This window comes from Streptomyces yaizuensis, assembly GCF_034961445.1.
GTDB lineage: Bacteria > Actinomycetota > Actinomycetes > Streptomycetales > Streptomycetaceae > Streptomyces > Streptomyces yaizuensis.
Map to the genome: position 1 here is coordinate 296,481 of NZ_BSBI01000010.1, position 23,203 is coordinate 319,683.

Below are 23,203 nucleotides of genomic sequence, written 5' to 3' on the forward strand. Positions count from 1 at the left end.
AATGTTCAGGTACATGAACGTCAGTCAGAAAAGGGAACCTTTTTGCCTCTTCTTGACCTGCGGGGTCGTTGTCCGGTCCCGGCCGGGGCCCGCAGGATGAGCGGGCACTTCGTCAGGCGGTACCAGCGGACGACCAGTGGACGGCCAGCGGGCGAAAGAGGTCGGAGCAGCGGTCCGGCGGTCGCTCAGCGCATGACTTCGCCCGCGTTGACCAGCAGCGACTGCCCGGTGATCGCCCGTGCCCGGTCGGACGCGAGAAAGACCACGGCCTCCGCCACGTCCGCGTCCGTGGCCAGCTCCGGCAGCGCCATCCGTCCGCTCAGCCGGGCCAGCACCTCGCTCTCCGGCACGCCTTCCCGCTCCGCCGCGATCCTGACGTACGCCTGGACCGGCGGCCCCCACATCCATCCAGGCTGCACGGTGTTCACCCGGATCCGATCCCGGCCCAGCTCCTCGGCCAGCGCGTACATCGCCGAGGTCAGCGCGCCTTTGGAGGCGGCGTACGCGGTCTGCCGTACCTGCGAGGGCGCCACCATCGACGACTGCGTCCCGATGATCACGACCGCCCCACCGCGCCGCCGCAGCTCCGGCAGACAGGCCCGGGTCATCCGCAAGGTGCCCAGCAGATTCACATCGAGTACCTGCCGCCACTCCGCGAACTCCGGCTCCGCATCGGCCAGCCCACCGAACACCCGGTCCTGCGCGGCCACATGCACGACCGCGTCGAGTCGCCCGAATCGCTCGACCGCGAGGGCGACGAGGGCGTCGCAGCGGGTGGTGTCCGTGACGTCGACGGAGAGGTGGGCGGTCCGCGTCCCGCCGGGGTCGACGGCGGCGGCGGTCCGTTCGAGCCGTGCGGCGTCGCGGGCACCCAGGACCGCGTTGCCGCCGTCCCGTACCACGGCGGCGGCGATCTGCTGGCCCAGGCCGGGGCCGGCGCCGGATACGACGACGGTGCGATTCCGTAGGGGTGTCATCGGGGTCCCTCCACTCTCTGACGGGCCGTCAGGGTATGGGGGTGGCTGCCGGACGGGAAGAGAACGGGCCGCGCGCCGTCCGGGCCTCCGGAGTGGACTTGCCCACCCTGTTCAGAAGATGGGCGGTCGGCCCGCTCGGGTCAGCCGGGCGACCGTGCGCCAGCTCATCGGCGATCGCTCGCCGTACCCGCCGCGCAGCCCCTCCCTGAAGCCGGCGAGGGAGACCTTGAGTGCGGATCGGTCGCGGATTCTCCACAGAGTGAGGACGAGCCACGTGGCGAGGTTGAGGGGCACCAGCGGGAAGGGGAGGTTGCGGCGGGCGAGCCAGACCCGGTTGCGGGCGCTCAGGCGGTAGAAGGTGGCGTGCCTCGCCGGGTCGGTCGCCGGATGGTGGACGATGATTTCGGGCAGGTAGCGGCCGGTGCCTCCGTGGTTCCAGAGCCGCCAGGCCAGGTCGATGCCCTCGTGGAAGAGGAAGAAGTGGCCGGGCCACCCCCCGGCTGCGTCATAGGCCGAACGGCGGATCATGACGACGCCCTCTGCCATCACGGTGACGATGCCGGGCCGGTCGGGGTCAGAGGTGCGGAGACGGGGCACCCAGCGGCGCAAGGTGACGCCGGTGTCGGGGTCGGTGATGCGGGGCTGCGCGTACGCCAGGCCGGGGTCGCGGCGGAGTTCGGCGGTGAGCCGGGCCAGTACGTCGGTGGTCGGCAGAATCGCGTCGTTGTCGAAGAAGAACAGGTACTCGCCGGTGACGTTCGCGGCCCCGATGTTGCGCCCCTCGGGGATGCCGGCGTTCTCGGCCAGGGCGACGGTCCGTACGCCGGGCGGTACCTGCTCGGGTGTGCAGCCGTTGCCGACGACGACGACGTCCAGGTCGATGCCTTCCTGGGCGAGGAGCGACGCCATGGCCCGGGGGAACTCCTCGGGCCGGTCGTTCATCGTCAGGACCACGGCGCCGACGGTGGGCCGGGGTGCGCCAGTGCTCACGAAGGTGGGTCCTTTGCTGATCGGGCGAGGGCGCGCGGGCCTGTCATCGCCGCGTCACCGTGCGGAGGGCCCCCACCTTAGCCCTGCTGCGGGGTGCTACGAGGCGGTGCAGAAGGCACCCAGAGCGGCTTCCAATGCCGTGTGCAGGGCGTTTCGGGTTCCGGGATGGTCCAGACGGGGTCGGCGGCCGATAAGTGCATCAGCGACGGCGAAGACGGCCGCTGCTTCAATGCCTCGGTACTCCGCGACCGCGAAGACCCCGGCCGCTTCCATGTCGGCGGTCAGTACACCGAGACTGCCGTATCCGGCGATCTCGGCGGCGGTCTCCCGATAAGGGGCATCGGTGGTCCACCCGGGGCCCCGCCGCACCGGCACGTCCAGGGCGCGGAGGCTTTCGACGAGACGGTCGGTGAGATCCGGCGAGGGCCTGATGCGTGCTTGGGGCGGCAGGTAGTGGTGGGAGACTCCCTCATCCCGCAGGGCGCTGTCGCACACGACGAGATCGCCGGGGTACAGATCCGTGCGGAGGGAGGCGGCGGTGCCGACGGTGATGACGCGACGTGTGCCCAGGGCGATGAGCTGTTCCAGCACCAGGGCGGCGGCCGGGGCCCCTGGGCCGAAACCTCCGCAGATGCCCACCTTGCTGCCTTGGTGCTCAAGGACGTGCAGGTCCGCGCGGACCCAGTCCAGTCGGCGGGCGACCTGGTGGGAGACGGCGTGTTCGACCATGTGTCGCTGGTAGACCATGATCACCCCGTCAAGATCTTCCAGCGTTGCTGCCGGCTCCCGCTCGCGGATGTAGGCGGCGTGTTCGGCCGGGTCGGGCACAGCGGGCAGAGTTTGTTTGCCCGGATGCAGTGGCAGCCGTCCTTTCACTCCTGGGCCTCCCGGGCGGTGAGAGCGGCGGCGAACTCCTGCTCGGCGGCCGGATTGACGCGGTTGACCGTGTGCCATGGCAGTACGGGATCGTCCATGTGCCGCAGGTGGCGGTCGTAATTCAGGTCCCGTTCGGCCAGTGCTTTCAGCAGGTGCTCCTTGGTGAGAGTGCCTGGATCGGTACCGGCGTCGTAGAGGTCCTCCAAGATGTGGCCGATGCGCCGGTCCCCGCGTGAGCAGACCACTTCGAGGTGCATCCGGCTCGTCTCGCCGTGGAGTACGCGGTAGTACCGCTCGTAATCGGTGTCACCGACCAGCTCGCGCAGCCGCTCGCCGACCTGGTCGCCGTAGACGCGGACCACGTCCGGGTCGGCCATGCGCAGGCGCTGGCTCAGGGTGCCGGGCTTGGGCATGAACTGTTGGAGCTTGACGATGACCGTGCCGTCCGGATGGCCGAGCCGGTCGCGGACATCGCGGGCGTAGTCAGCGATGGCGAGCCTGTCGGCAGGGCGCTCGCCAGGGGCTCCGACGATGAAGTAGAGCATGATCGTGTTGATGTGTCCGCTCTGACGACACAAGTCGATTGCCTTGTCCACGCGCTCACGCTGCTGGGTCTTGCCGTACAGGGCGACGAGGTCGGGGGTGGCCCATTCGGGGGCGATGGTGATGATCTTTCGGGCCTGGGTCAGGTTCAGCTCGGTGAACAAGTGGCCGAAGTCGCCGAGCTCGATCACGGATTCGAGGTAGTCGGCGCTGATCTCATCCGCGCGGATGGAGCCGATGATCGTGGTGACCTTTTCTCCTTCGGCCGCCGCCCGGCCCGCGTAGGCGCGGATGTGCTCCAGCAAGGGCCGGCGGTGCTTGTACTGGGTGAACGTCGGCGCGCTGATGATGATCTTCCGGACTTTGTGGTGTTCGAGCCGGTCGATGTAGTCGGTGAGGAGGCTGAGGGGGGTCTGGCGGAAGTCAGGGACGCCGAGGTTGCAGAAGCCACAGGCGTGCCGGCAGCCGAGGACGGGGTGAATTCCGGCGGCAGTGCCGTCGGTAATGGGGTAGCAGAAGTGGGCGGGGTGCAGATCGGAGACGCTGAGGTACTGGGCCTGGACTGTTGCTGGGACGGTTGGCTTGCAGGGCTGGACCGTACTCACCCCGCCGCCGGGTAGGAAGTCGCACACGTACATCGAGGGCACGTACAGGCCGGGGACGCGGGCGATCCGCTCATGGAGCGAGATGTCTGTGTCGAACAGGGTGCGGTGTTCGTGGAGGATGCGGAGCAGTTCGGGGAGGGACTGTTCAGCTTCGCCGATGGCCACGACATCGAGGTAGTCGGCCATGGGCTCCGGGTTGGCCAAGCCGCTGTTCCCGCCAACGACCAGGGGGTGGATTCCGGGGGTCCGGTCGGCGGTGCGGCGGGGGATGCCGGCGAGATCCAGAAGGCGGAGCACGCTGTGGAGGTCGCCGGCGTTGACGACGGAGATCCCGATAATGTCGGCCTCGCGGACCGGGTCGGCCGATTCGATGCTGCGGTAGGGCTCGCCGTCGGGGGTGGTGAGCCGGTTCCCGTCGTGGATCAGGCAGTCGTACTGGATGGCACGTTCGGCGACCGCAGGGATGTCGGGCGTGCGGTTGACAAGGTCGTACAGACTCATCGGGCCGTTGCACATCAGGCTGTAGGCGTGCCCGAAGGGCATCAGGAACACCATGCGCAATAGTCCGGTGGGGTCCTTGGGCGGATAGGGGTCGGCGACGAGGATCTCCCTCGCCCGGATGGCATCGGTTTCCTGCTGGAGCTGGGACACAGGGGTACGTCCTCTCACTCGCCGGTGCCATAGGTTCGGGCGATGTGCGCAGTGGCCTGCTGGATCGCATCGCAGATCGCGGTCTCGTCCTCGGGCGTCATGCGCGGGTGGAGGCAGGGGCACAGCAGGCGGGCCGCCAACTGTTCGGCTCGGGGGCAGCGCTGGCCGGTGGTGTGGTGGCGGATCAGGCGGTGGCCGAGGTAGGTCACCGGGTCGCTGACGATGCTGCCGACGCCATGCCGCTCGGCGAGCAGGTTCATCAACTTGTCCCGGCCGTCACCGGTCCAGGAAGCCGGCACGAGGAGGTTGTGCCGGTAGTACAGGTGCTTCCGCCCGTGCCGGGTAGGGGGAAGAGTCAGCTCGGCGACGCGGGCCAGGCGCCGGGTGCGGTGATGGGCCCGGTCGATACGTGCTGCGTTCATCTCGTCCAGCCGGGCGAGCTGAACCAGGCCCACTGCGGCCTGTGCCTTCGTCATCATCTGATTGGTGCCCCAGCGGTCCAGGCCGCCATAGGTGCGCAGGGTGCGCAGTCGGTCGGCGAGGGACTGATCACTGGTGGTGACCATGCCGCCCTGGCCGAAGGTGGTCATGAGCTTCTTCGACTCGAAGCTGAAGATCGTGGCCCAGCCCTCGGACCCGACCACCCGGCCGGTCGGCGTGCGCCCGCCGCAGCACCGAGCGGCGTCCACGATGACCGGTGGCGGGCCGTGCACGGGGTGGGGGTGACGTTCGGCGAGAGCGAGGAAGGGCCGTAGGTCGACTGCGGCACCGTTCCAGTGGGTGATCAGGATCGCCCTGGTACGGGCGGTGAGCACCCGCTCTGTATCGACAGGATCCAGGTTGAGAGTGAGCGGGTCGGGTTCGGCGAGGATCAGGTTGCCCCCCTGGCCGATGACCGCGAGGTGAGGGCCGACGAAGTTGATCGCGCAGGAGACCACCTCGTCCCCGGGCGTGAGCTGGAGGTAGCGCATCACCATCTCCAGCGCCGTGCCGCCCGAGTTGAACGCCACCGCGTGGGCGGCTCCGGTGTAAGCGGCGAAGGCGTCCTCGAAGACATCGGTGGTCGTGGCGGACTTCCAGCCGGTCCGCCAGTCGTCGGACTCGGCAAGAACCTGGCGGACGGCCTCGTGCTCGGCCTCGGTGTACCAGCCGCCTTGAGCTGGTTCCACCGGCCAGCGCAGGTGTGCCGTTGAACGCGGCACCGTAGCGGGATTCGTGGGCATCGACGGGTCCTCCCTTGTGGGGAGCGTGAAGGTCTGTGGTTCAGCGGGGCTGATCCGGGGTGGTAGCGGCGGGAAAACGCTGGTCTTCGAAGGCGTGGATCGCCTCGATCTTCACAGCGGCCGAGGACGTGGCCTCGAAGCGGTAGGTGAGCCACTCCGCCGCCAGTCGCCGGGCCAGTGCGAGTCCGATGATCCCTTGGCCGAAGGCGAGTACCTGGGCGTTGTTGGAGAGCACCGAGACCCGGACGGACAGCGAGTCGTGGGCGGTGACGGCCCGGATGCCTTGGACCTTGTTGGCCGCGATGGCCATGCCGAGGCCCGTGTGGCACACCAGCAGAGCGCGGTCCACCTGGCCCCCGGCGATGAGCTGTCCGGCAGCGAAGGCGACCTCCGGATACGGGCGGCGGGCCCGGTCATCGGATCCGATGTCGACAACGGTGGCGACCAGAGGATTCGCACGCAGGTCAGAAGCAAGGGCGTTCCTGTACTCGCGACCTGCCGCATCGGATCCGACGACCAGACGGAGCTGGTTCCCCTGCGGGCGCATGCGCGTCCTCCTTGGGCAGTAAGGGGATCACAGGGCAGATCGCTGCGAGGGTGGGGCGAGAGCGGCCACGAGTAGAGAGACCAGCTGGATGCCCTCCCTGCTCGGGCAGAATCCCTGACGGGACGTCAGGGTAGGGGGAGGTGATGACGGAGGGGAAGGGAGCGGGTCGCTCTTGCGAGCGGTTGCCGCGTTTGAGGCGCAGGGGGTCGGGGGCTGGCGGCAGGCAGGCCCGGGTCAGAGGATGGGTGTGCCGTGGTGGAGGAGGGGGAGGGATTCGCGGCGTTGTTGGGCGTGGAGGGCGGCTCGGATGCGGCGTTCCTGGTAGGGGCGGGCGTATTCGCCGAGTTGGCCGAGGGGGATCCAGTGGAGGTCTTCGAGTTCGGTGCGGGCGGGTTCGGGGATGGTGGCGGTGTCCGCGTGGGAGCGGGTGAGGGTGCCGCCGTCGCAGACGATGTTGAAGCCTTCGGCGGTGCCGGTGGTGGGGTTGGCGGGGATCTGGTCGAGGGCGAGGAAGTGGCTGATCCTCAGCCGCAGGCTCGTTTCCTGGGCGAGTTCGCGTTCGGCGGCCTCGGCGACCGGTTCGCCGGCGTGGGCTCCGCCCCCGGGGAGCTGCCAGCCGGGCTTGTACGTGGGCTTCACGAGCAGGATCCGGCCGGCCGGGTCCTGGACGAGGACCACGGCTCCGATCCGGCGGCGGGGCGGTGCGGTGGGGTCGATGTCGGCGTGTGCCATGGGTGTCTCCTTCGGACACAAGGGGGATGAGGGGGTGGGGTCCCGGCCGGCCCCGGTGCGGGGGAGGGACGGCCGGGGCCCCGGGGCCGCTCACACGCGGGGCGGGCGCGTGAGCGGCGTCTGAGGGGGTGGGGTCACAGGGCGGGCGGCCTCAGGACCGGGAGTGCCGCCGTGAGCAGCAGGCCGACCGTGCCCAGGTAGAGCGTCACGGCGACCGCCACCCGTACGCGGCGGGATATGAGCCGCCGCAAACGCCGGGCCACCGTCACACCAGCTGCCGGTCGCGCACCGACGCCGGGCGGATCTCCTCCCGCGACGCCTCCCACTCCCGCCCGCCATTCACCGGCCGCAGGAAGTACACCGACCCGTACACCGCCATAACCCTTCCCAACATCTTCGCCACGATGTCGAACGCGAGATCGCCGACCGTCAGTTCACCCTTGAGCACAGCCATTCCTCTCCGTAGCCTCGCCACCACCAAGCGAAATCAGCGTCGCCGAGAGTTGGGAGTGCATCAACGTGGCTGGCAGGCTAGGAAGGTTGGTGCTCGTGTGGTGAACCGAAAGGAACTGGACCCGGAATCGTCGCCGGAGGCCGCCTTCGGGGCCCGGCTTCGCAGCTCGCGCGAGATGCGGGGTTGGAAGCAGGAGGACCTGGCCGTTCAGATGGAATTTTCGAGCGGTCACATCTCGGCTGTCGAAACTGGTCGGAAACTAGCTAGCTTGCGCTTTGCGCGCAGCGCTGATGCTGCCTTTGGGCTCGACGGAATAGTGAACACATTCGAGCGGCAGTGGCGCGAGATCCGCCACGGCGCACTGCTGGAAGGCTTCCCGGAGTACGTTGGGTACGAGGGCCGAGCGGCAGAGATCAGGCTCTACGAGGTGGGTGTCATCCCAGGGCTGCTCCAGACGCCGGAGTACGCAGCGGCAGTCGAGACAAGCAGCGTTGATCGAGGGGCCCTCACGGCTGAGCAGGCGCGCGAGCGAATCACGGTGGTCGCGGAGCGCCAGGCGGCCCTCGACCGGACGCCCCCACCGCTGATCCACGCAGTGCTGGACGAGAGTTGCATCCGCAGGACTGTCGGGGGACCTGCCCTGATGGAAGCGCAGCTGGCGCGATTGGTTGAGTTTGCCAGCCACCCGAATCACTTGCTGCAAATCGCTCCCTTCACCATGGGGGAGCGCCGCCCGTTCAACCTGCCGGTAACGGTGCTAACGATGTCGGACCGGTCGATCATGTTCTACGCGGAGGCCGCCTACGGGGCTATCTGGAGCGCGATGGACGCTTCGTGGTACCTGCGTTGACGGACTACCATCACCTTCAGAAGCACGCACTCTCGCAGGCTGAGTCTTTGGCCGTGATCAATCAGGTACGAAAGGGCACCTCGTGACGACCGAACCTTTCAACTGGATCAAGTCTTCCTACAGTGGCAATGGTGGTCAGTGTGTCGAGTGGGCCCCGGGCCATGCGTCCGCCACCGGTGTCGTCCCCGTCCGGGACAGCAAGCGTCCCGGCGGCCCGGCCCTGATGGTCTCCGCCGACGCCTTCGCCGGACTGGTCACGCTCGCCCAGTCCGTCGAGCTGTAGTTCCGGAACCGCGCCCCCGAGCCCCGTACCTCCCACCCCGAGGTGCGGGGCTCGATCGCGTCGCCACCCTGGCAAAGTAGCTGACGAATCGTCAGAATGGAGGGACGCGGACGAGAGGTGGCGGGACAGCATGACCGAGGAGACCCCGACCGCCACCCCGAGCAACCCCTACGGGGACCTCGCCGCGCGCGGCCCGTACGGGACGAACCCCGGGCACGCCCTGATCACCCTGGTCGAGCCCCACCCGGGCCACGAGTACGCGTACAACCGCTGGTACGAGGACGACCACTACTACGCGGGCGCGATGGCGATGCCCTGGATCTTCGCCGGCCGGCGCTGGGTGGCGACCCGGGAGCTGCGGGAGTTACGGCAGCCGGAGGAGTCGGCGGTGGCGCGGCCGGTCACCGGTGGGTGCTATCTGTCCGTGTACTGGATCACGGCGGGGCGCTACGAGGACCACATGCGCTGGACGGTGGCCATCAACAAGCGGCTGAACCGGGACGGCCGGGTGCACCGGGCGCGGACGCATGTCTTCACAGCCTTCCAGGACCACGAGGCCACGATCTACCGGGACGGGGCGGCCGGGCCGCGTGACCGGCATGCGCTGGATCATCCGTACCGGGGGCTGGTGCTCCAGGTCATCGACGCCGACGGGCCGGAGGAGCGGGCCGCGCTGCTGGAGTGGCTGCGGGCAAGGCTGCTGCCGAAGCGGCTCGCCGGGCCGGCGAAGGGAACCGGGCTTGTGGCCGTGTTCCGGCCGACGCCGCTGCCGCTGGACCGGATGAGCTATGTGCCGCAGGTGGCCGGGGTCGACACCCGGCTGACGCTGCTCTGGTTCCTGGAGGAGGACCCGAGGGAACGGTGGGAGCAGGCATTCGGGGGGATCGACGAGGAGATCGCGGCGTCGGGCCTCGGGCGGATGGAGCTGCTGGCGCCGTTCGTGCCCACGGTGCCGGGGACCGACCGGTACGTGGACGAGCTGCGCTGACGGGGGCAGCGACCCGGAGAAGGGCATGGCCGAGCCCCCTCGGCCAGGACGGCGGACCGGTCGAGAGGGCTCTGTGTCAGGTGTGCGCCACAGGCGCGGACGACTCGGTGTGGCTCAGCCGAGGTCGAACGCGCCCTGCGACACCTCGCTCACGAACGCGTTCCACGAGCCGGGGACGAAGGTGATCTCCGGACCCGTCGTGACCTTGGAGTCCCGTACGGAAATCGCCCGGGTGACCGGGGACTTGACTTCCACGCAAGCCCCGTTGCCCCCGGAGTACGAGGACTTCGTCCAGGACTCCGTGGCTCCTTCGATGATTGCCATTTCCGCTCCGCTTCGGCGAGTGATGTGAGTGCACCAACGATTTTGCCGGTGCTTGACGGGCTGGACGCTACTCGTCGCAACTGCCCGGCGAGGCATGGTTTCACTCGGTCGGATGGCATATTCCAGGCGACTCTTCCGCCCGCAGGTGGTGGGGGTGTACCTTGCGCTCCCGCACCCACCCCCACCCACTCGGTCCGCGTTTCTCCGCCTTAAGGGGTCATCGTGTACTGCTTGGCGATGTTCTCGATGAAGGACCGCGATTGGTCCGCGTTGAGGGCCTGGGCGCGCAGATGCTCGTACATGACGGTGTACTTGTGCACATCGTTGGCCTTCTCCAGATAGAGGTCACTGGTGACGCCCTCGATATAAACCACGCTCGAATCGGTCGCGTCCGGGAATTCGAGGATCGCGTACTGACCGTTGATGCCCGGATGGGCACCCATCTCGAACGGGAGTACCTGCACGGTGACATGCGGCAGCCGGGACAGCTCGATCAGGTATTCCAGCTGTTCGCGCATGAGCGCCTTGCCGCCGACGATCCGGTGCAGCGCGGCCTCGTCCACCACCGCCCACAGGCGCAGCGGCAGCTCCTCCGCGTGCACCCGGTCCTGGCGGCGCATCCGCACATTGACGCGCTTCTCGATGTCCGCCGAACCGCTCTCCGGGAGGGCGCCCGCGATCAGCGACTCGGCGTACGGACGGGTCTGCAACAGACCCGGGACCACCTGCGGTTCGTAGACCCGCAGGCTCGCCGCGTCCGTCTCCAGGCCGATGTAGACGCTGTACGGGATATCGCCGAAGGCGTGCCACCAGCCCTGCTGGCGTGAGTCCTTGGCCATTTGCATCAGCGAGTCGACGATACGGTGGTCGTCGACCTCGTAGACTCCGCACAGATCGCGGACATCGCGCTGACTGATCGAGCGACGGCCGTTCTCCAGGCGACTGATCTTCGACTGCGACACCAGCAGGCGTTCGGCGACCTCTTCGGCGGTCATGCCTTTCAGCTCACGGAGCCGGCGCAGCTCCAGGCCCAATCGGCGTCTCCTGACGGTGGGATTGACGTTGGACGCCACGGAAACTGCACCTCCGGCTTGATTCGCTGAGCGTATGTACTGCTCAGCAGACTGCCACCAAACCGCTCGACCGCGCTGAGGAATCGCCATACGGCGGCATTCATGACATCATCCGCCGCGCTCGGCAGGGGAATTCTCGTACGGGCGCTCGCATCACCGCCCGGCCGTACGGGCGGCGGTGCCGCGATCCCGTACGTCCGGGCGGTTCGTGTCATGGCGCGACCGTCGCACGGAGCGGTCGGTCGGTCGGTCCCGGCACCGGAGCCCGAGGCATCACGGTACGGGGTCGGTGCGAAAAGGAGATGTGAGAATCCGGGTGGGACGTGTGCGATTCAATGCGCGGCGACGCGGGCCATGCCGCCACGGCGGGCCTGCATCGAGACGGCCGGTTGTCGGCCGGCTGGCGCGGGGGCGCGGCGTGGCTGCGCGGCCACACCGTTCTGGACATCCATGACGGCGTGCGCCACCAGTCCGCCCATCGGGTCGTGCCGGATGAGATCCCGCAGCCGGGATCGCGAGGAACGGCCCTCATTGCCCGGGTACAGATGCTTGCCGAGCCCGACCGCGTGGGCCAGGGCGGCCAGCGCCGCGGTCCTCGGGTCCGGCGGCACACCGGTCCGGATCGCACTGTCCAGCCGTGAGCGGATGTCGCGGCTGATCGCCGTGTCCGTCGCCTGATAGCGAGTCGTCGGCAGCACCCCGCACATCTGGCCCGCCACGGCATGGACCATGCCGCACCTCTCCAGGTGCAGCAGGTAGATCTGACGCAGCCCCAGCCGGGGCCCGCCGATCCAGTGGACCGCCCGAACCGGACTGCCGCGTCTGCGCAGCAGCTCCAGTGCGGAGTCCAGAGTTGGATCTCCGGTCGGCCGTGGCATCACCACGGCGATACGATCCCCGTCTGGGGCTATCCGCCCTGCCAGAGCCAGCTCCACTAGCTGTGCTCCGGCAAGGCCGAGGTCGAGCGACTGCGGCTGCGCTGTGGTACCCGTGGTCGGGTCCAGAGCGAGCAGCAGAAGCTCTTCCGGAAGTGTTCTGCGGCTCCTGCCCATCCATGCCTCCCCGCGTGGATGAATGACAGGGTGACGCCTCTCACATTGGTCTGTCGAGAGCGCCTGTGCGCTTTGTATGGGAACCGATAGGTATGTCGTTCTCGTCTAGGCAGAGGGGCCGGGTTCCCACACAGGACACTGAGAGATGGTTCGGACAACACGGGCTGTCGCTTCCGGCGCCCGACGGTGCGCACGTAGGGCAGCGGCGCATGACTGATGGAGGAGGCACGGTGGCGGGCGAGTCCCCCGACAGGTCGGAGCAGCGGAAGTCGCCGGGGGAGACGGCTCCGGTCGAACGGGACCCGAGACTCGCCATGGCCGGCCGGTCGGACACGCCGCGGAAGCCGGACGCTCCCGAGGAGCGGGACGAGGCCCCGGCGCGGGAGACCGATCAGCCGACGGCCGTCTTCAAGCTGCCGGGCCGGCAGGCCGCCGGGGGCGGCTCCGCGAAGGGGAGCGGCAAGACGGTCGCGCTGGTGCGGGAGCCGGGCACGGAGACGGGCTCGGTGGAGACCGATCAGGCGCTGCGGTCGGCCGTGGCGGCGTGGGTGGCTTCGGCGGACGACGAGCCGAAGCGCGAAGACGACAGCGACGGTGACGGAGACGGCGACGGAGACGGCGACAGCGGCAGCGGCAGCGGGAAGGCAGCGGCCGGACCGGAAGGTTCCGCCGACGAGACCGCCGTGCTGCCCGAGGTGACCGCCGACTCCTCCGACTCCTCCGATTCTTCCGACTCCTCCGTGGATCCCGCCGAGGAGACGGCACTGCTGCCCGAGGTACGGGTGGCGGGCGACGACCCGGACTCCGAGGACGAGACCGAGGACGAGACCGAGGACGAGACCGGGGACGAGGACGAGAGCGCCGGTACGGACGCGGAGGAGTCGGACGAGCCGGTTCGGGCTTCCGATGCCGATGACGCCGACGATGCCCCGAAGGAGCCAAAGGAGCCAAAGGAGCCGAAGGGGAAGGCGGAGCCCGAGCCCGCCACCGATCACCCCACCACCCTGCTCAAGGCCCCCGGCAAGCCGGCCGTCGACCAGCCCACCACCGCGCTCCGCAAGCCCCCCGCCCCGCGTGCCGAGGCGGCCAAGGCCAAGGACGCGACCGCCGACGCCGGGAAGGGCGCCGGGAAGGGTGCCGAGAAGGACGCGGAGAAGGACACCGAGCGGACGAGTACCTTCGTACCCCTGCGCACGGACGACGACATCCGGCGGCCGTCCTGGAGCCGGGGCGAGAGCACCACCGACACCACCGACAGCAAGGCCGGCAAGGGCGTCAAGGGCGTCAAGGACGGCAAGGACAGCAAGGACGGCAGCAGGAACGACACGGCTGCCGCGGCCAAGGTCCCGGCCGCCGTGCCCGCCCAGGGCAAGCCCGGGCCCGCCGAGGCCGAGCGGACCCGTCAGCAGCCGCTCCCCTCACCGGATCAGCAGGCATCGCAGGGTCCGCAGGGGCAGAAGGATCCGCACGGCCTGCACGGCCCGCAGGACTTCCCGCCCCCGCTCGATCTGCTCGCCCAGCTGACGAACACCCCGCCGACCCCCCTGCGCTCCCTGGCCCGCCGGATCAAGATCTGGACGCCACTGGTGGTGCTGCTGCTGATCGCCTTCGGCGTCGTCCAGGTGATGCGCCCGCTCCCCGCCCCCGAGCTGCGGCTGACGGCGGACCCCGCCTTCACCTTCAAGGGCGGCAAGCTCGACCTGCCCCTCCCCGAGGGCGACGGCCGGGGCGCGGTCGCGGTCGACGGCGTCGGCACGGTCGCCGCGTACGGCTCCCGCAAGCCCGCGCCGATCGCGAGCGTCGCCAAGACGATGACCGCGTACGTCATCCTCAAGGAGCACCCCCTCAAGGGCGAGCAGACGGGCCCGAAGATCAAGATCGAGCAGCGGACGGCCGACGAGTACGGGCGGCTCAAGAACGACGAGTCCGTCGAGCCCGTCCCGGCGGGCATGGAGTACACCCAGCGCCAGCTGCTCGAACTCGTGATGGTCCGCTCCGCGAACAACGTGGCGCGGCAGCTCGCGCGCTGGGACGCCGGCTCCGAGAAGGCGTTCGTGGCGAAGATGAACGCCGCCGCGAAGGAGCTGGGGATGAACGACACGGTCTACACCGACCCGAGCGGTCTGAAGAAGACGACCGTCTCCACCCCGCTCGACCAGATCAAGCTGGCCGCCGCCGCCATGGAGAACGATGTCTTCCGGGCCATCGTCAACAGCACCCAGATCAACCCGCCCGGCTTCCCCGGCACCCTCTACAACACCGCCGACGGCATCCTGATGCGGGACGACGTCGGGGGGATCAAGACCGGCTCGTCGACCCCGGCCGGCGGCAACTTCCTCTGGTCGGCGACCACCGAGGTCGACGGCAGGCTGCACCGGCTGTACGGGGCGACGTTCGGCGTGCAGACCGGCAAGCAGCTCAAGGAGAAGCTGAACCTCTCCATGGAGCACAGCGGCCGGGTGATCGACGCGACGCAGGACGCCGTGACCTCGGACACGATCATCAAGAAGGGCGCCGTCGTCGGCGAGATCCACAACGGTCTCGGCAGCAGCGTCCCGGTGGTCGCCACCAAGGATCTGAAGGCGATCGGCTGGGCGGGCCACAAGGTCGAGATATCGATCGACGACGCGGGCGAGGGCGTGCCGCGCACCGGCTCCCCGGGCGACATCGTCGGCCGGATCACGGTCGGCACCGGCGCCGGCCGGCTGACCGCGCCGGTCGCGCTCCAGACGGATCTCATGGAGGCCGGGATCATGGACAGGCTCACCCGGGTCGGCTGAGCCGCCCCGGAAGGCACCCGAATTACCTGGTGTATCCAGCCGTATCACCGAGGGCGTCCCGGCTTGCCGGGGCGCCCTCGTGTTAGCGTCCGGGCAACCCCCGCGTGCCGGAGGCGCGTCCTTCACCGAAGGGCCGGTGCCGCCCGGTGCGGGAGGACGCACGACAACCGGAGCACCGGCGGAAGTGCCGGGAGGGCGCCGGAAGCGTCGTACCGCACCCTGCCGGAGCGCCCCGGGAGGCCGGCGGCCGGCGGGACACCGCGGGCCGCACGACCGAGATCCGCCGAGATCCACCGACAGACGCAAGCACAGACGCAGACAGGGGCGCATCCGTGAACGGACACACGGACGCGCACGGACGTACCCGGACGGCCACGGCACCGCCGGACCGGGAGACGGGGAGAGAACCGCAGTGAGCACTGCTGAGCCGGTCCGGACGGGAGGCCCCGGCACCCGGCCAGGACCCGACGGGCCGGCGGACGGCGGACCGTCGGACAGCGGACCGTCGGACAGCGGACCGGCAGGCCGAATACAGGAACCGGTGGGCGGCCCCGGCGGGAGCGCCCCGGACGCGTTCGCCGATCTCCGGGACCGGCTGTCGCGCAGGCCCGTCCTGGTGACGACCGCCGTCGCGGCCGTCGCCCACGTGCTCTGGTTCTTCTTCTTCGCCAACAGCGGCGGCGATCTGGCGGCCCAGGACGCCTGGGCCGAGTTCGTCGGCCGGCACCCGGGCTCGGCGTACAACCTGGCCTGGTACGGCGGGATGCACCCGGTCTCGTACAGCTTCGTCTCGCCGTATCTGATGTCGCTCGTCGGGGTGCGGCCGACCATGATGGTCGTCGGCACCCTCTCCTCGGCCCTGACCGCGCTGATCCTGGTCCGGGTGCGGGCCGTGCGCAATCCGCTGCTGTGCTCGCTCGCCGGGGCCTTCGCCTTCCTCTGCAACGCGCTGTCGGGCCGGACCACCTTCGGCCTCGGCATGATGTTCGCGGTCGGCGCCGTCGCCGCCGTCTTCTGCTGGCCGCGCCGCTGGCGGGACAAGCGGTGGGCGAAGGGCGCGGTCGCGGCCCCGCTCGCGGCGCTCGCCACCGCCTCCAGCCCGGTCGCCGGGCTCTTCCTCGGGCTGATCGCCGCCGCGCTCTTCCTCAACGGGCGCAGGCCCGGTTCGTACACGATCGGTCTGCCGCCGGTCGCGGTGGTGGGGATCTCGGCCTGGCTGTTCCCGTTCTCGGGGACGCAGCCGATGTCGATCGCCTCGTCCGTGCTGCCGTTCCTCTACGGCGTGCTGGTCTTCCTCCTCGTACCGAAGGAGTGGCGCACGGTCCGGGTCAGCTCGGCCGTCTACGCGCTCGGGGTCTTCCTGGCCTGGGCCATCGACTCGCAGATCGGGACGAACATCTCCCGGCTGCCGATGCTCTTCGCCGGGGTCGCGCTGCTCGCGGCCCTCCCGTACACTGTGCCGCGCACCCGGAAGTGGTACGCGGTGGTCGTCGCCTTCATCGGCATGAACGTCTGGGTCGGCTTCAAGGGCGTGGACGACATCCGCCGGACCGCTCCCACCACCTCCTGGAACTTCGAGCTGGCGCCGCTGGTGAACAAGCTCAAGCAGGTCGACGCGGAGAAGGGCCGGGTCGAGGTCGTCCCCGCCAGCAGCCACCGGGAGGCGTCCGCGCTCTCCCCGTACGTCCATCTGGCCCGGGGCTGGAACCGGCAGGCCGACATGAAGCGGAACCCGATCTTCTATGACGAGGAGAACCCGCTGACCTCGGTGGAGTACCGCGCCTGGCTGGAGCGGTGGGCCGTCCGTTACGTCGTGCTGCCCAAGGGCTCCCCCGATGTCGGGGCCGAGCAGGAGGCCGAGCTGGTCAAGGGCGGGCTGCCCTATCTGGAACGGATCTGGGGCGACCACAACTGGCAGCTCTTCCGGGTGCGCAACCCCGTACCGATGGCCGACCCGCCGGCCACCGTGGAGCAGGCGACCGCCGGCGAGGTCCGCATCCAGGTCAAGGAGAAGGGCCGGGTCCGGATCCGGATCCCGTACTCGCCCTGGCTGGGCCTCGTGGACGAGCGCGGCGACAAGGTGGAGAGCCCGGAGGAGACCGAGGAGTCGAAGCAGCGGCCCGAGGACTCGCCGAAGAGCTTCACCAACCCCGCCGGCTGTCTGATCAAGCTGCCGGAGGACGCCGAGGGCGACGAGTGGACCGAACTGGTCGCACCCCGGGCGGGCACCTACCGGCTGGCGGCCCCGTACGACATACAGCGCGGCACACCGTGTCCGGAGGAGTTCCACGCGGAACAGCCCTAGGTGTGTTGTCCCGGGGCTTACCGCCGTTAACCCCTGTCGGCTCACAGACTCCTCATGCATAGTGGACACGTTTTCCAAGGCATACCGAACAGTCGGTCTACGTGGTTCAGGTGTGAGATGGCGTGCGAACGATGCGGCGGGCCCGGCAGCGGCGCGCTGCCCGGAATGCGATGCCCCGTCTGCGGGGCCCCGGCGGGCCCCGCGGGGAGTGGCTGGGTGGCCCGGGAGACCATGCTCGGACGGTTCTCCCTGCTCTCCCGTACGGGGAAGATCCTGCTGGTCGGCGGGGTGGTCCTGACGGCGCTCGCGCTCGCCGCGTCCGTGGTGACGCTGCGCGGCGGCGATCCCGCGCGGTCGAAGTCCACCGGGTCGGCGGGGGAGCCGGGGCTGCTCCCCGACGGCCTCGGGGACCTCGGCGGTCTCGGCGGGGTCCCGCAGCGGATCGAACCGTCGCCGCCGACCGGGCGCACGGCCGGCGGGTCCTCCCCCGGCGACCGGGCCGGTGACGCGGGCGGCGGCACGGGCAGCGGCGCGGCCCCCGGAGCGGAACGCGGGGAGCGGCAGCGGCCCCCGCGCCCGACCGCGTCCACGGCGCCGGGCCCACCGCCGGCCCAGCGGTCGTCTTCCGCGACCCTGCCCGGGGACGGCGGTGCCCCCACCCCTCAGGCGTCCGCGCGGCGGTCCGCGCACCCGCTGAGGCCGGCGTACTCGGCCTGGGCGGGCCCCGGCTGCTCCGGCGGCGGGCAGTACCGGGAGCACGGCCGCTACCTCGACGGCGACGAGGGCTGGTACTCGCGCCCGGGGGGCGGCCACCAGGGCAACGGCTGCGACGGCCGCTTCAGCGCGGTGCCGATGTCCGGCCATGACGACCGGGACGGCGGCGGCTCGGCCACCTGGTCCTGGGACGTCGGCACGGGGTACCGGGAGTGCTCGCTGACGGTGGTCGTCCCCGAGGGCGAGCACGACCGGGACGTGGCGGGCGCCCCGTCCGTCTACCAGGTGTCGGCGGGCGGCGGCGGCACCCTCCAGACGTTCCGCGTGGACCAGAGGGCGCTGCGCGGCACGCGGGCGCAGGTGCACGGGCTGCGGGTGAGCGAGGGGACGCTGACGGTGCGGCTGCTGGACCGGGGCCGGGACTGGGGCGGGGGACGCGAGGGCGCGCACCACGCGGCGGCCCAGATGCGGGCGGACTGCCGGCCGGCGGCGTGACCGACGCGGGGCCGTGACCGGCTCGCGGACCGTGATCGGCTCGCAGGCCGCGCGGTGCCGTACCGGACGACCGGCCTTCGCCCCTTTACGGTGCCCCCTGTCGCGAGTGAGCCGAAGGGGCGCCGCGGGTGTCGAAAGGGAGAACGCGCGGAGGCCGTGAGGAACGAGCGGTCGAGCACGATCGACCGTCGGCACTCGCTCCAGCGCCCCGGAGGCGAACCGAGCCTGCAAAGAAAGCAGGACCCGCGCCGCCCTGAGGAGAGGTGGCGCGGGTCCTGGTGCGGGAGCCCGTTTGGGGCCGGGCTCCCGGGTGGTTCTCGGCCGGCCCGTTGGCCGGGGCAACGGCCCGTGGGGGCGGGCGGTTACTGCCAGCTCATGTCGGCCGGCTTGGCGACGACGGAGCTGTCGGCGGTGCTGCTCTCCACGGCCGTGACGGCGGCCGGTATCCGGTCGGGGGTGCCGTCGACGGAGGCGGAGGCGGCGGCCGGGGTGCCGAGAACGAGGACGAGGGCGGCGGCCGCAGCGACCTTGGTGAGGCGGGTGGTGCTCATGGGGGAAGTCCTTTCAGATGTTCCGTACGTCAGGGGTGACGACTCTGCCGTACGGACGGTTCGCACCCTGCGGCTGGTGCCCTGCCCGGTGAGGTCTAGCTAAGCCGCGCCGCGGCGGGGTGAGAAGAGCATTCGGGTGGACCGAAGAGGCCGTGGACGGTTGCGGCCAGGTCGTCCGTTTCCGGCCAGTTACGGTGGGTGAGGGCTGCGGGACGGGTCGGTCACGCGCAGCCGAAACCGAGGAGTTCGGCGGGCATCAGCGGGGCCTCGGCCTCCAGCAGCCGCGCGGGTGGCAGCCGGCCGGTGGCGAGCAGCCGCCGGCTCACCCGTTCCGCCCGCGCCTCGGCCTCGGCCAGCGCGTCGGCCAGCAGGTAGAAGCCGAACACGAAGTGCCGAGGCGGCCGCCGGTGCACGGACAGGTGCTCCACCCGGTCGCCGGGGGCGAGCAGGGCCTGGCTCACCACGTCCAGCTCCAGGGGGATTTCGGTCGCGGTCTCGAAGCGAGCGTGCACGAGATACATGCCCCCAGGGTCGGGCCCCGCCGCCACCCGGGTCCGCCCGCCGCGCTGGCCGCTTCGGGCCACGGCCGGAAGCGGCCCTACACGTTTCGTTCCCCGGCGGAATTCAGTGCATTTTCTGTGCAGATATGGGCTAATTTCTGCGATGATCGTCCATGCTTGACCATCGTCCATGCTGTGACCTGCCGACCACGAGGGGGACCCATGCTCACGGGCCTTGGGCTGAGCACTGCGGCTGAATCCGTCTACCGTGCCATGCTGCTGCATCCGGACGCCGGGGTGGCGGCTCTCGTGGACGTGACCGGCGACTGCGAGGAGACCGTCCGTCGCGCGCTGGACGAGCTGAGCGAACTGGCCCTGGTCCGGGGCTCGCTGGAGGACTCCGGCGGGGTGCGCGTGGTCTCGCCCGACATCGGCATGGAGATCCTGATGGCCCGCCGCCAGGCCGAGCTGGCGGCCGAGCAGCAGCGCCTGGAGGCGTCCCGCGCGGCGGCGGCCCAGCTGATATCGGAGTACGCGGAGCTGCGCCCGGCCTCCTCCCACCCGGGCGTGGAGCAGCTCGTCGGGCTCGACGAGGTACGGGACCGGCTGATCACGCTCACCCGGGACCTGGAGCACGAGCTGATGGCCTTCTCCCCGGACTCCTCGCTGACGGAGTCCGCGATCGCCGCGTCCCGGCCGCTGAACGAGCAGTTGCTGAACCGGGGGGTGCGGATGCGTACGGTCTATCTCGACAGCGTCCGCAACAGCCGGCCCTCGATCGAGCACGCGAACTGGCTGGCCGGCCTCGGCGGACAGGTCCGTACGGTCGCGGCCCTGCCGACCCGGATGCTGATAGCGGACCGCAGGACGGCGGTCATCCCGGTCAGCAGCGACGACACGGCGGCGGGCGCGGTCGTCCTCACCGGGCAGGGCATGCTGACCGCGCTCTGCGCCCTCTTCGAGGCGACGTGGGCCACCGCCCAGCCCCTGGCGGAGGCGAACGTCCGCGACCCGCACGGACTCACCGCGCAGCAGTCGGCCGTGCTCCACCTCCTGGCCGACGGCCACACCGACGAGTCGGTCGCCAAGCGCCTCGGGGTCTCCCCGCGCACGGCCCGCCGGATCGCGGGCGACCTGATGGAACGCCTGGAGGCCCGCAGCCGTTTCGAGGCGGGCGTCCGCGCGGTCCGGCGCGGCTGGCTCTCGGTCCGGCCCTGAGAGCAGGTACTGAGCGCAGGTACTGAGAGCAGGCGCGCTGAGAGCCCGCGGCGGTCCGGCCCGGCTCGGGACCTGGCTCAGGGCCTCGCGTACGTGGTGGCGAGCAGGGGATGGCGGGTCACCCCGTCGCTGTGCACGAGGCCGCGCACGGCCGACGGGATGAGCCCTCCGAACAGGGACCCGACGAGCCCCGCCGCCTGGCACCGCAGATGGAAGTCGTAGGTCGCCATCGCGGCCCGTACCGCGCAGACGCGGTAGCCGTGCGACCCGGCCCAGGTGTCGGCCCGGTCCAGGTTCGCGTACACCGCCACGATCCCCGCCGCCGCCGCGAACTCGCGCTGGAGCACCAGGTTCTCCGGTGGGCCGACCTCGTCGGGCCCGGCCAGGTGGGAGCAGTCCCCGGCGGTCACCCGGTACACCCCGGGCGGGGCGCCCTCGCCGCGGAACGCGAAGACGAAGGCCTCCAGTTCGCCCGCCTCGGCGTCCATACCCCAGTCGGCACGGTCCTGCTCCAGTGCCTCCCGCAGATGCGAGAGGACCACGTCGGTGCGGACCGGCCCGTCCCCGTAGTGCATGGTCGAACGCCGTCGCAGCAGCGTGTCCCGCAGGTCGTGGACGGGCCGCAGCTCCTCCGCGAGCGGTTCGGCAGGTTCGGCAGGTACGGCGTTCGCGAAGGGCACCGGCCCGCGTTCCGCGGCCCGCCCGTCCGACGTGCTCGTCCGGGAGGAGAAGCCCTCCAGGACGGGCATCAGGGCCGCCAGGTCGTTCCTCATGCCGTACCTCCCAGGGACGCGACGGCGACGACGGGTTCCTCGGTCGGTGACACATCGAGGATCCGGGTCAGCGCGTCGTCGTCCCAGTCCGTTCGCGGGGCGAAGTCCAGCCCCAGATGGCGTGCGACGTGCCGGGCGCTGGTGAGGGCGCAGCCGGAGTCGAGGAGTGCCAGCCGGAAGCCGAACGTGCCGTACTTGCTCATGACCTTCTTCAGATCGCCGGTGACGACGATGTCGCACGGTGAGTCCCCCGGGGGGACCGTGCGGGAGACGGACGCGAGGGTGTGGCTCCCCTCGGCGTACGCGTAGACACCCGGCGGCAGCACGGACGCGTCGCGTACGACGACGTAGGCCGTGGTGCATCCGATGTTCCCGGAGGCGGCGGTCCACCGTTTGACGCGTTCCGGTGTGGTCTCGTCGTCCTTGAGCCCAAAGGCGATCTTGAGCACGAGGCCGAGGTGGTGCGGGGTGAGCGGGGTGCCGCCCCGGTGGCCGGGGCCGGCCAGCGCGGAGAGGTCGGCGGCGGGCAGCGGGGTCCGGACGCGGCTGGGCCACTGCCGGAACTGCGACTGGAGCCGGATGTTCGCCGTGTAGTAGTGCGCCTGGTGGCCCTTGGGGTCGAGGAACGCGCGCGGCGGGATCGCGACGGCGGCCTCGTAGACCGCGCTGGCCGGGGCCTCGGGCGCGACCGGCCCACGGGCGTGGGAGCACTCGGGGCACCCGGGGCGGGTGGTCGCCGGGCGGTAGGACGTGGCGAGCGTCGCCGTGTCGATCACGCTGGAGTCGATCGGCAGATGGGTGACGGTGGCCCGGGCGAGTACCGCGGTGATGTGGTGGGCGGCCACTCCGGCGACCAGGTCCAGCTGGTGTGCGGCCGGTTCACCGGCGAGTTCCGCCTCGCCGTGGCGACCGCACTCCAGACAGGGCGTGATCGCGGGATCGACGTACGGGCCGACGACGATCGTCGCCGCGTCGGCGCGCACCCGCAGCAGCGGGCGCCCGTCCCGCCGGCAGGCCTTCTCCGCGTCGGCGAGCAGCGGTGCCGACGCGACCGTCTCGAAGAACACGGTGAACGCGGGCGGGTGTTCCGCCGGGTCCGTCGCAGGGTCTTTCGGCGGGTCCGTCGCCGGGTGCTCCGCCGGGTGTTCCGTCGGGTGGCCGCCGCCGGCCGGGTCCGTGTCCCCGGTGACCACGGGGCACACCCCCCGCAGGGCCCGCCGGGCGGCGCCGACGAGCGCCGGGTCCCCTTCGAGGGCCACGGGCCGGCGGGCGAGGCGCGCCGCGGCGTCCGCCCAGGTCGCGTTCACCCCGGTCGAGTTGCCCAGCCGGGACAGGAAGCAGGCCAGTTCGGGCGCTACGGGCGGCTCCTCGTCCGGGGTGGCCTCCTCGACCGCGCCGGCCGTCCACAGCAGGGCCAGGCAGGTGTGGACGGCGCTCTCGGGGAGCCCGAGTCCGTCCGCCAGCGCCGCGTGGTCGCGGGTGCCGTCGCACGCCTCGGCCAGCGGCACCAGCCACTCGCGCGCGAACTCCCCGGAGAACGCCTGCATCCGGTCGGCCCCGTCGAGTACGACGGAGTCCCCGGACCGCCGCAGCCGCACACCGCGCCGCAGGGCGGGCCGGCGTGGGACCGTCAGCTGGAGGTCCGTCAGCGCGGCCTGGCCGATCAGCTCGGCCTTCATCTCGGCAGCCATGTCCGATC

The 23,203-nt window shown here is 70.7% G+C and carries 22 protein-coding genes and 1 pseudogene; 7 read left to right on the plus strand and 16 right to left on the minus strand.

Features of this window, described 5'->3' with window-relative positions:
* Positions 1–185: 185 nt before the first annotated feature.
* The 9 genes from SYYSPA8_RS24040 to SYYSPA8_RS24080 all read right to left on the minus strand — a co-directional run bounded on the left by SYYSPA8_RS24040 (position 186) and on the right by SYYSPA8_RS24080 (position 7,598).
* Complete coding sequence (locus SYYSPA8_RS24040; RefSeq protein WP_323449366.1) at positions 186–977, minus strand: SDR family oxidoreductase; 792 nt, start codon at positions 975–977, stop codon at positions 186–188.
* 111 nt (positions 978–1,088) lie between these two features.
* Positions 1,089–1,967 carry a glycosyltransferase family 2 protein gene (locus SYYSPA8_RS24045; RefSeq protein WP_323449367.1) on the minus strand — a complete coding sequence of 293 codons (879 nt, stop codon included), beginning with the start codon at positions 1,965–1,967 and terminating at the stop codon, positions 1,089–1,091.
* 96 nt (positions 1,968–2,063) lie between these two features.
* Entirely contained in the window at positions 2,064–2,795 is a 732-nt protein-coding gene (locus SYYSPA8_RS24050) for a nucleoside phosphorylase (RefSeq protein WP_323449368.1), read from the minus strand.
* A gap of 44 nt (positions 2,796–2,839) precedes the next feature.
* Positions 2,840–4,642: a B12-binding domain-containing radical SAM protein gene (locus tag SYYSPA8_RS24055; protein WP_323449369.1), complete on the minus strand. Its 1,803-nt coding sequence runs from the start codon at positions 4,640–4,642 to the stop codon at positions 2,840–2,842.
* 14 nt (positions 4,643–4,656) lie between these two features.
* Entirely contained in the window at positions 4,657–5,865 is a 1,209-nt protein-coding gene (locus SYYSPA8_RS24060) for a DegT/DnrJ/EryC1/StrS family aminotransferase (protein WP_323449370.1), read from the minus strand.
* Positions 5,866–5,905: 40 nt separating this feature from the next.
* Positions 5,906–6,412 carry an RpiB/LacA/LacB family sugar-phosphate isomerase gene (locus SYYSPA8_RS24065; RefSeq protein ID WP_323449371.1) on the minus strand — a complete coding sequence of 169 codons (507 nt, stop codon included), beginning with the start codon at positions 6,410–6,412 and terminating at the stop codon, positions 5,906–5,908.
* A gap of 234 nt (positions 6,413–6,646) precedes the next feature.
* Positions 6,647–7,144 (minus strand): NUDIX domain-containing protein, encoded by a 498-nt coding sequence (locus SYYSPA8_RS24070; protein WP_323449372.1) that lies wholly within the window; start codon positions 7,142–7,144, stop codon positions 6,647–6,649.
* A 134-nt stretch (positions 7,145–7,278) separates the two neighbouring features.
* The gene (locus SYYSPA8_RS24075) at positions 7,279–7,407 is read right to left on the minus strand and encodes a hypothetical protein (protein WP_323449373.1); all 129 of its coding nucleotides are present in this window, start codon (positions 7,405–7,407) and stop codon (positions 7,279–7,281) included.
* Between the two features lie 2 nt (positions 7,408–7,409).
* The gene (locus SYYSPA8_RS24080) at positions 7,410–7,598 is read right to left on the minus strand and encodes a hypothetical protein (RefSeq protein WP_323449374.1); all 189 of its coding nucleotides are present in this window, start codon (positions 7,596–7,598) and stop codon (positions 7,410–7,412) included.
* A 100-nt stretch (positions 7,599–7,698) separates the two neighbouring features.
* Here SYYSPA8_RS24080 and SYYSPA8_RS24085 point away from each other — a divergent pair.
* The 3 genes and pseudogenes from SYYSPA8_RS24085 to SYYSPA8_RS24095 all read left to right on the plus strand — a co-directional run bounded on the left by SYYSPA8_RS24085 (position 7,699) and on the right by SYYSPA8_RS24095 (position 9,719).
* Positions 7,699–8,534 (plus strand): annotated as a pseudogene (locus SYYSPA8_RS24085) (helix-turn-helix domain-containing protein).
* Positions 8,531–8,731 (plus strand): DUF397 domain-containing protein, encoded by a 201-nt coding sequence (locus tag SYYSPA8_RS24090; protein WP_323449375.1) that lies wholly within the window; start codon positions 8,531–8,533, stop codon positions 8,729–8,731. The pseudogene SYYSPA8_RS24085 and the gene SYYSPA8_RS24090 overlap by 4 nt, the downstream one beginning before the upstream one ends.
* A gap of 130 nt (positions 8,732–8,861) precedes the next feature.
* Complete coding sequence (locus SYYSPA8_RS24095; protein WP_323449376.1) at positions 8,862–9,719, plus strand: hypothetical protein; 858 nt, start codon at positions 8,862–8,864, stop codon at positions 9,717–9,719.
* A gap of 114 nt (positions 9,720–9,833) precedes the next feature.
* Here SYYSPA8_RS24095 and SYYSPA8_RS24100 read toward each other — a convergent pair whose 3' ends face one another.
* From SYYSPA8_RS24100 to SYYSPA8_RS24110, 3 genes are all read right to left on the minus strand, one after another.
* Entirely contained in the window at positions 9,834–10,043 is a 210-nt protein-coding gene (locus SYYSPA8_RS24100) for a DUF397 domain-containing protein (protein ID WP_323449377.1), read from the minus strand.
* A 209-nt stretch (positions 10,044–10,252) separates the two neighbouring features.
* A complete protein-coding gene (locus SYYSPA8_RS24105) occupies positions 10,253–11,116 on the minus strand; it encodes a helix-turn-helix domain-containing protein (protein ID WP_323449378.1) in 864 nt (287 codons plus the stop codon).
* Positions 11,117–11,448: 332 nt separating this feature from the next.
* The gene (locus SYYSPA8_RS24110; protein WP_323449379.1) at positions 11,449–12,168 is read right to left on the minus strand and encodes a GOLPH3/VPS74 family protein; all 720 of its coding nucleotides are present in this window, start codon (positions 12,166–12,168) and stop codon (positions 11,449–11,451) included.
* 209 nt (positions 12,169–12,377) lie between these two features.
* Here SYYSPA8_RS24110 and SYYSPA8_RS24115 point away from each other — a divergent pair, with 209 nt between their 5' ends.
* The 3 genes from SYYSPA8_RS24115 (at position 12,378) to SYYSPA8_RS24125 (ending at position 18,462) form a co-directional block, all read left to right on the plus strand.
* Entirely contained in the window at positions 12,378–14,948 is a 2,571-nt protein-coding gene (locus SYYSPA8_RS24115; RefSeq protein WP_323449380.1) for a D-alanyl-D-alanine carboxypeptidase family protein, read from the plus strand.
* A 412-nt stretch (positions 14,949–15,360) separates the two neighbouring features.
* The gene (locus SYYSPA8_RS24120; protein WP_323449381.1) at positions 15,361–17,253 is read left to right on the plus strand and encodes an MFS transporter; all 1,893 of its coding nucleotides are present in this window, start codon (positions 15,361–15,363) and stop codon (positions 17,251–17,253) included.
* A 216-nt stretch (positions 17,254–17,469) separates the two neighbouring features.
* On the plus strand, positions 17,470–18,462 hold the full coding sequence (locus SYYSPA8_RS24125; protein WP_323449382.1) for an adhesin: 993 nt from the start codon (positions 17,470–17,472) through the stop codon (positions 18,460–18,462).
* A 362-nt stretch (positions 18,463–18,824) separates the two neighbouring features.
* On the opposite strand, the gene SYYSPA8_RS24130 is transcribed toward SYYSPA8_RS24125, so the two are convergent.
* Entirely contained in the window at positions 18,825–19,013 is a 189-nt protein-coding gene (locus tag SYYSPA8_RS24130) for a hypothetical protein (RefSeq protein ID WP_323449383.1), read from the minus strand.
* A 221-nt stretch (positions 19,014–19,234) separates the two neighbouring features.
* On the minus strand, positions 19,235–19,534 hold the full coding sequence (locus SYYSPA8_RS24135; RefSeq protein WP_323449384.1) for a hypothetical protein: 300 nt from the start codon (positions 19,532–19,534) through the stop codon (positions 19,235–19,237).
* A gap of 201 nt (positions 19,535–19,735) precedes the next feature.
* On the opposite strand from SYYSPA8_RS24135, the gene SYYSPA8_RS24140 reads away from it, so the two are divergent.
* Complete coding sequence (locus SYYSPA8_RS24140; protein WP_323449385.1) at positions 19,736–20,731, plus strand: LuxR C-terminal-related transcriptional regulator; 996 nt, start codon at positions 19,736–19,738, stop codon at positions 20,729–20,731.
* Between the two features lie 77 nt (positions 20,732–20,808).
* Here the strand turns inward: SYYSPA8_RS24140 and SYYSPA8_RS24145 are convergent, their stop codons facing one another.
* Both SYYSPA8_RS24145 and SYYSPA8_RS24150 read right to left on the minus strand, forming a co-directional pair.
* Positions 20,809–21,504, minus strand: coding sequence for a nitroreductase family protein (locus tag SYYSPA8_RS24145; RefSeq protein WP_323449386.1), 696 nt, complete (start codon positions 21,502–21,504; stop codon positions 20,809–20,811).
* On the minus strand, positions 21,501–23,195 hold the full coding sequence (locus tag SYYSPA8_RS24150; protein WP_323449387.1) for a nitroreductase family protein: 1,695 nt from the start codon (positions 23,193–23,195) through the stop codon (positions 21,501–21,503). The genes SYYSPA8_RS24145 and SYYSPA8_RS24150 overlap by 4 nt, the downstream gene beginning before the upstream one ends.
* Positions 23,196–23,203: the final 8 nt, after the last annotated feature.

Excerpts from the sequence above, each read along its gene's own strand:
- SYYSPA8_RS24060 (WP_323449370.1), bottom strand. The coding sequence starts at position 5,865 with ATGCCCACGAATCCCGCTACGGTGCCGCGTTCAACGGCACACCTGCGC.
- SYYSPA8_RS24135 (WP_323449384.1), bottom strand. The coding sequence starts at position 19,534 with ATGTATCTCGTGCACGCTCGCTTCGAGACCGCGACCGAAATCCCCCTG.
- SYYSPA8_RS24115 (WP_323449380.1), top strand. The coding sequence starts at position 12,378 with ATGACTGATGGAGGAGGCACGGTGGCGGGCGAGTCCCCCGACAGGTCG.
- SYYSPA8_RS24070 (WP_323449372.1), bottom strand. The coding sequence starts at position 7,144 with ATGGCACACGCCGACATCGACCCCACCGCACCGCCCCGCCGCCGGATC.
- SYYSPA8_RS24100 (WP_323449377.1), bottom strand. The coding sequence starts at position 10,043 with ATGGCAATCATCGAAGGAGCCACGGAGTCCTGGACGAAGTCCTCGTAC.
- SYYSPA8_RS24150 (WP_323449387.1), bottom strand. The coding sequence starts at position 23,195 with ATGGCTGCCGAGATGAAGGCCGAGCTGATCGGCCAGGCCGCGCTGACG.
- SYYSPA8_RS24145 (WP_323449386.1), bottom strand. The coding sequence starts at position 21,504 with ATGAGGAACGACCTGGCGGCCCTGATGCCCGTCCTGGAGGGCTTCTCC.
- SYYSPA8_RS24140 (WP_323449385.1), top strand. The coding sequence starts at position 19,736 with ATGCTCACGGGCCTTGGGCTGAGCACTGCGGCTGAATCCGTCTACCGT.
- SYYSPA8_RS24095 (WP_323449376.1), top strand. The coding sequence starts at position 8,862 with ATGACCGAGGAGACCCCGACCGCCACCCCGAGCAACCCCTACGGGGAC.
- SYYSPA8_RS24080 (WP_323449374.1), bottom strand. The coding sequence starts at position 7,598 with ATGGCTGTGCTCAAGGGTGAACTGACGGTCGGCGATCTCGCGTTCGAC.
- SYYSPA8_RS24040 (WP_323449366.1), bottom strand. The coding sequence starts at position 977 with ATGACACCCCTACGGAATCGCACCGTCGTCGTATCCGGCGCCGGCCCC.
- SYYSPA8_RS24065 (WP_323449371.1), bottom strand. The coding sequence starts at position 6,412 with ATGCGCCCGCAGGGGAACCAGCTCCGTCTGGTCGTCGGATCCGATGCG.
- SYYSPA8_RS24110 (WP_323449379.1), bottom strand. The coding sequence starts at position 12,168 with ATGGGCAGGAGCCGCAGAACACTTCCGGAAGAGCTTCTGCTGCTCGCT.
- SYYSPA8_RS24130 (WP_323449383.1), bottom strand. The coding sequence starts at position 19,013 with ATGAGCACCACCCGCCTCACCAAGGTCGCTGCGGCCGCCGCCCTCGTC.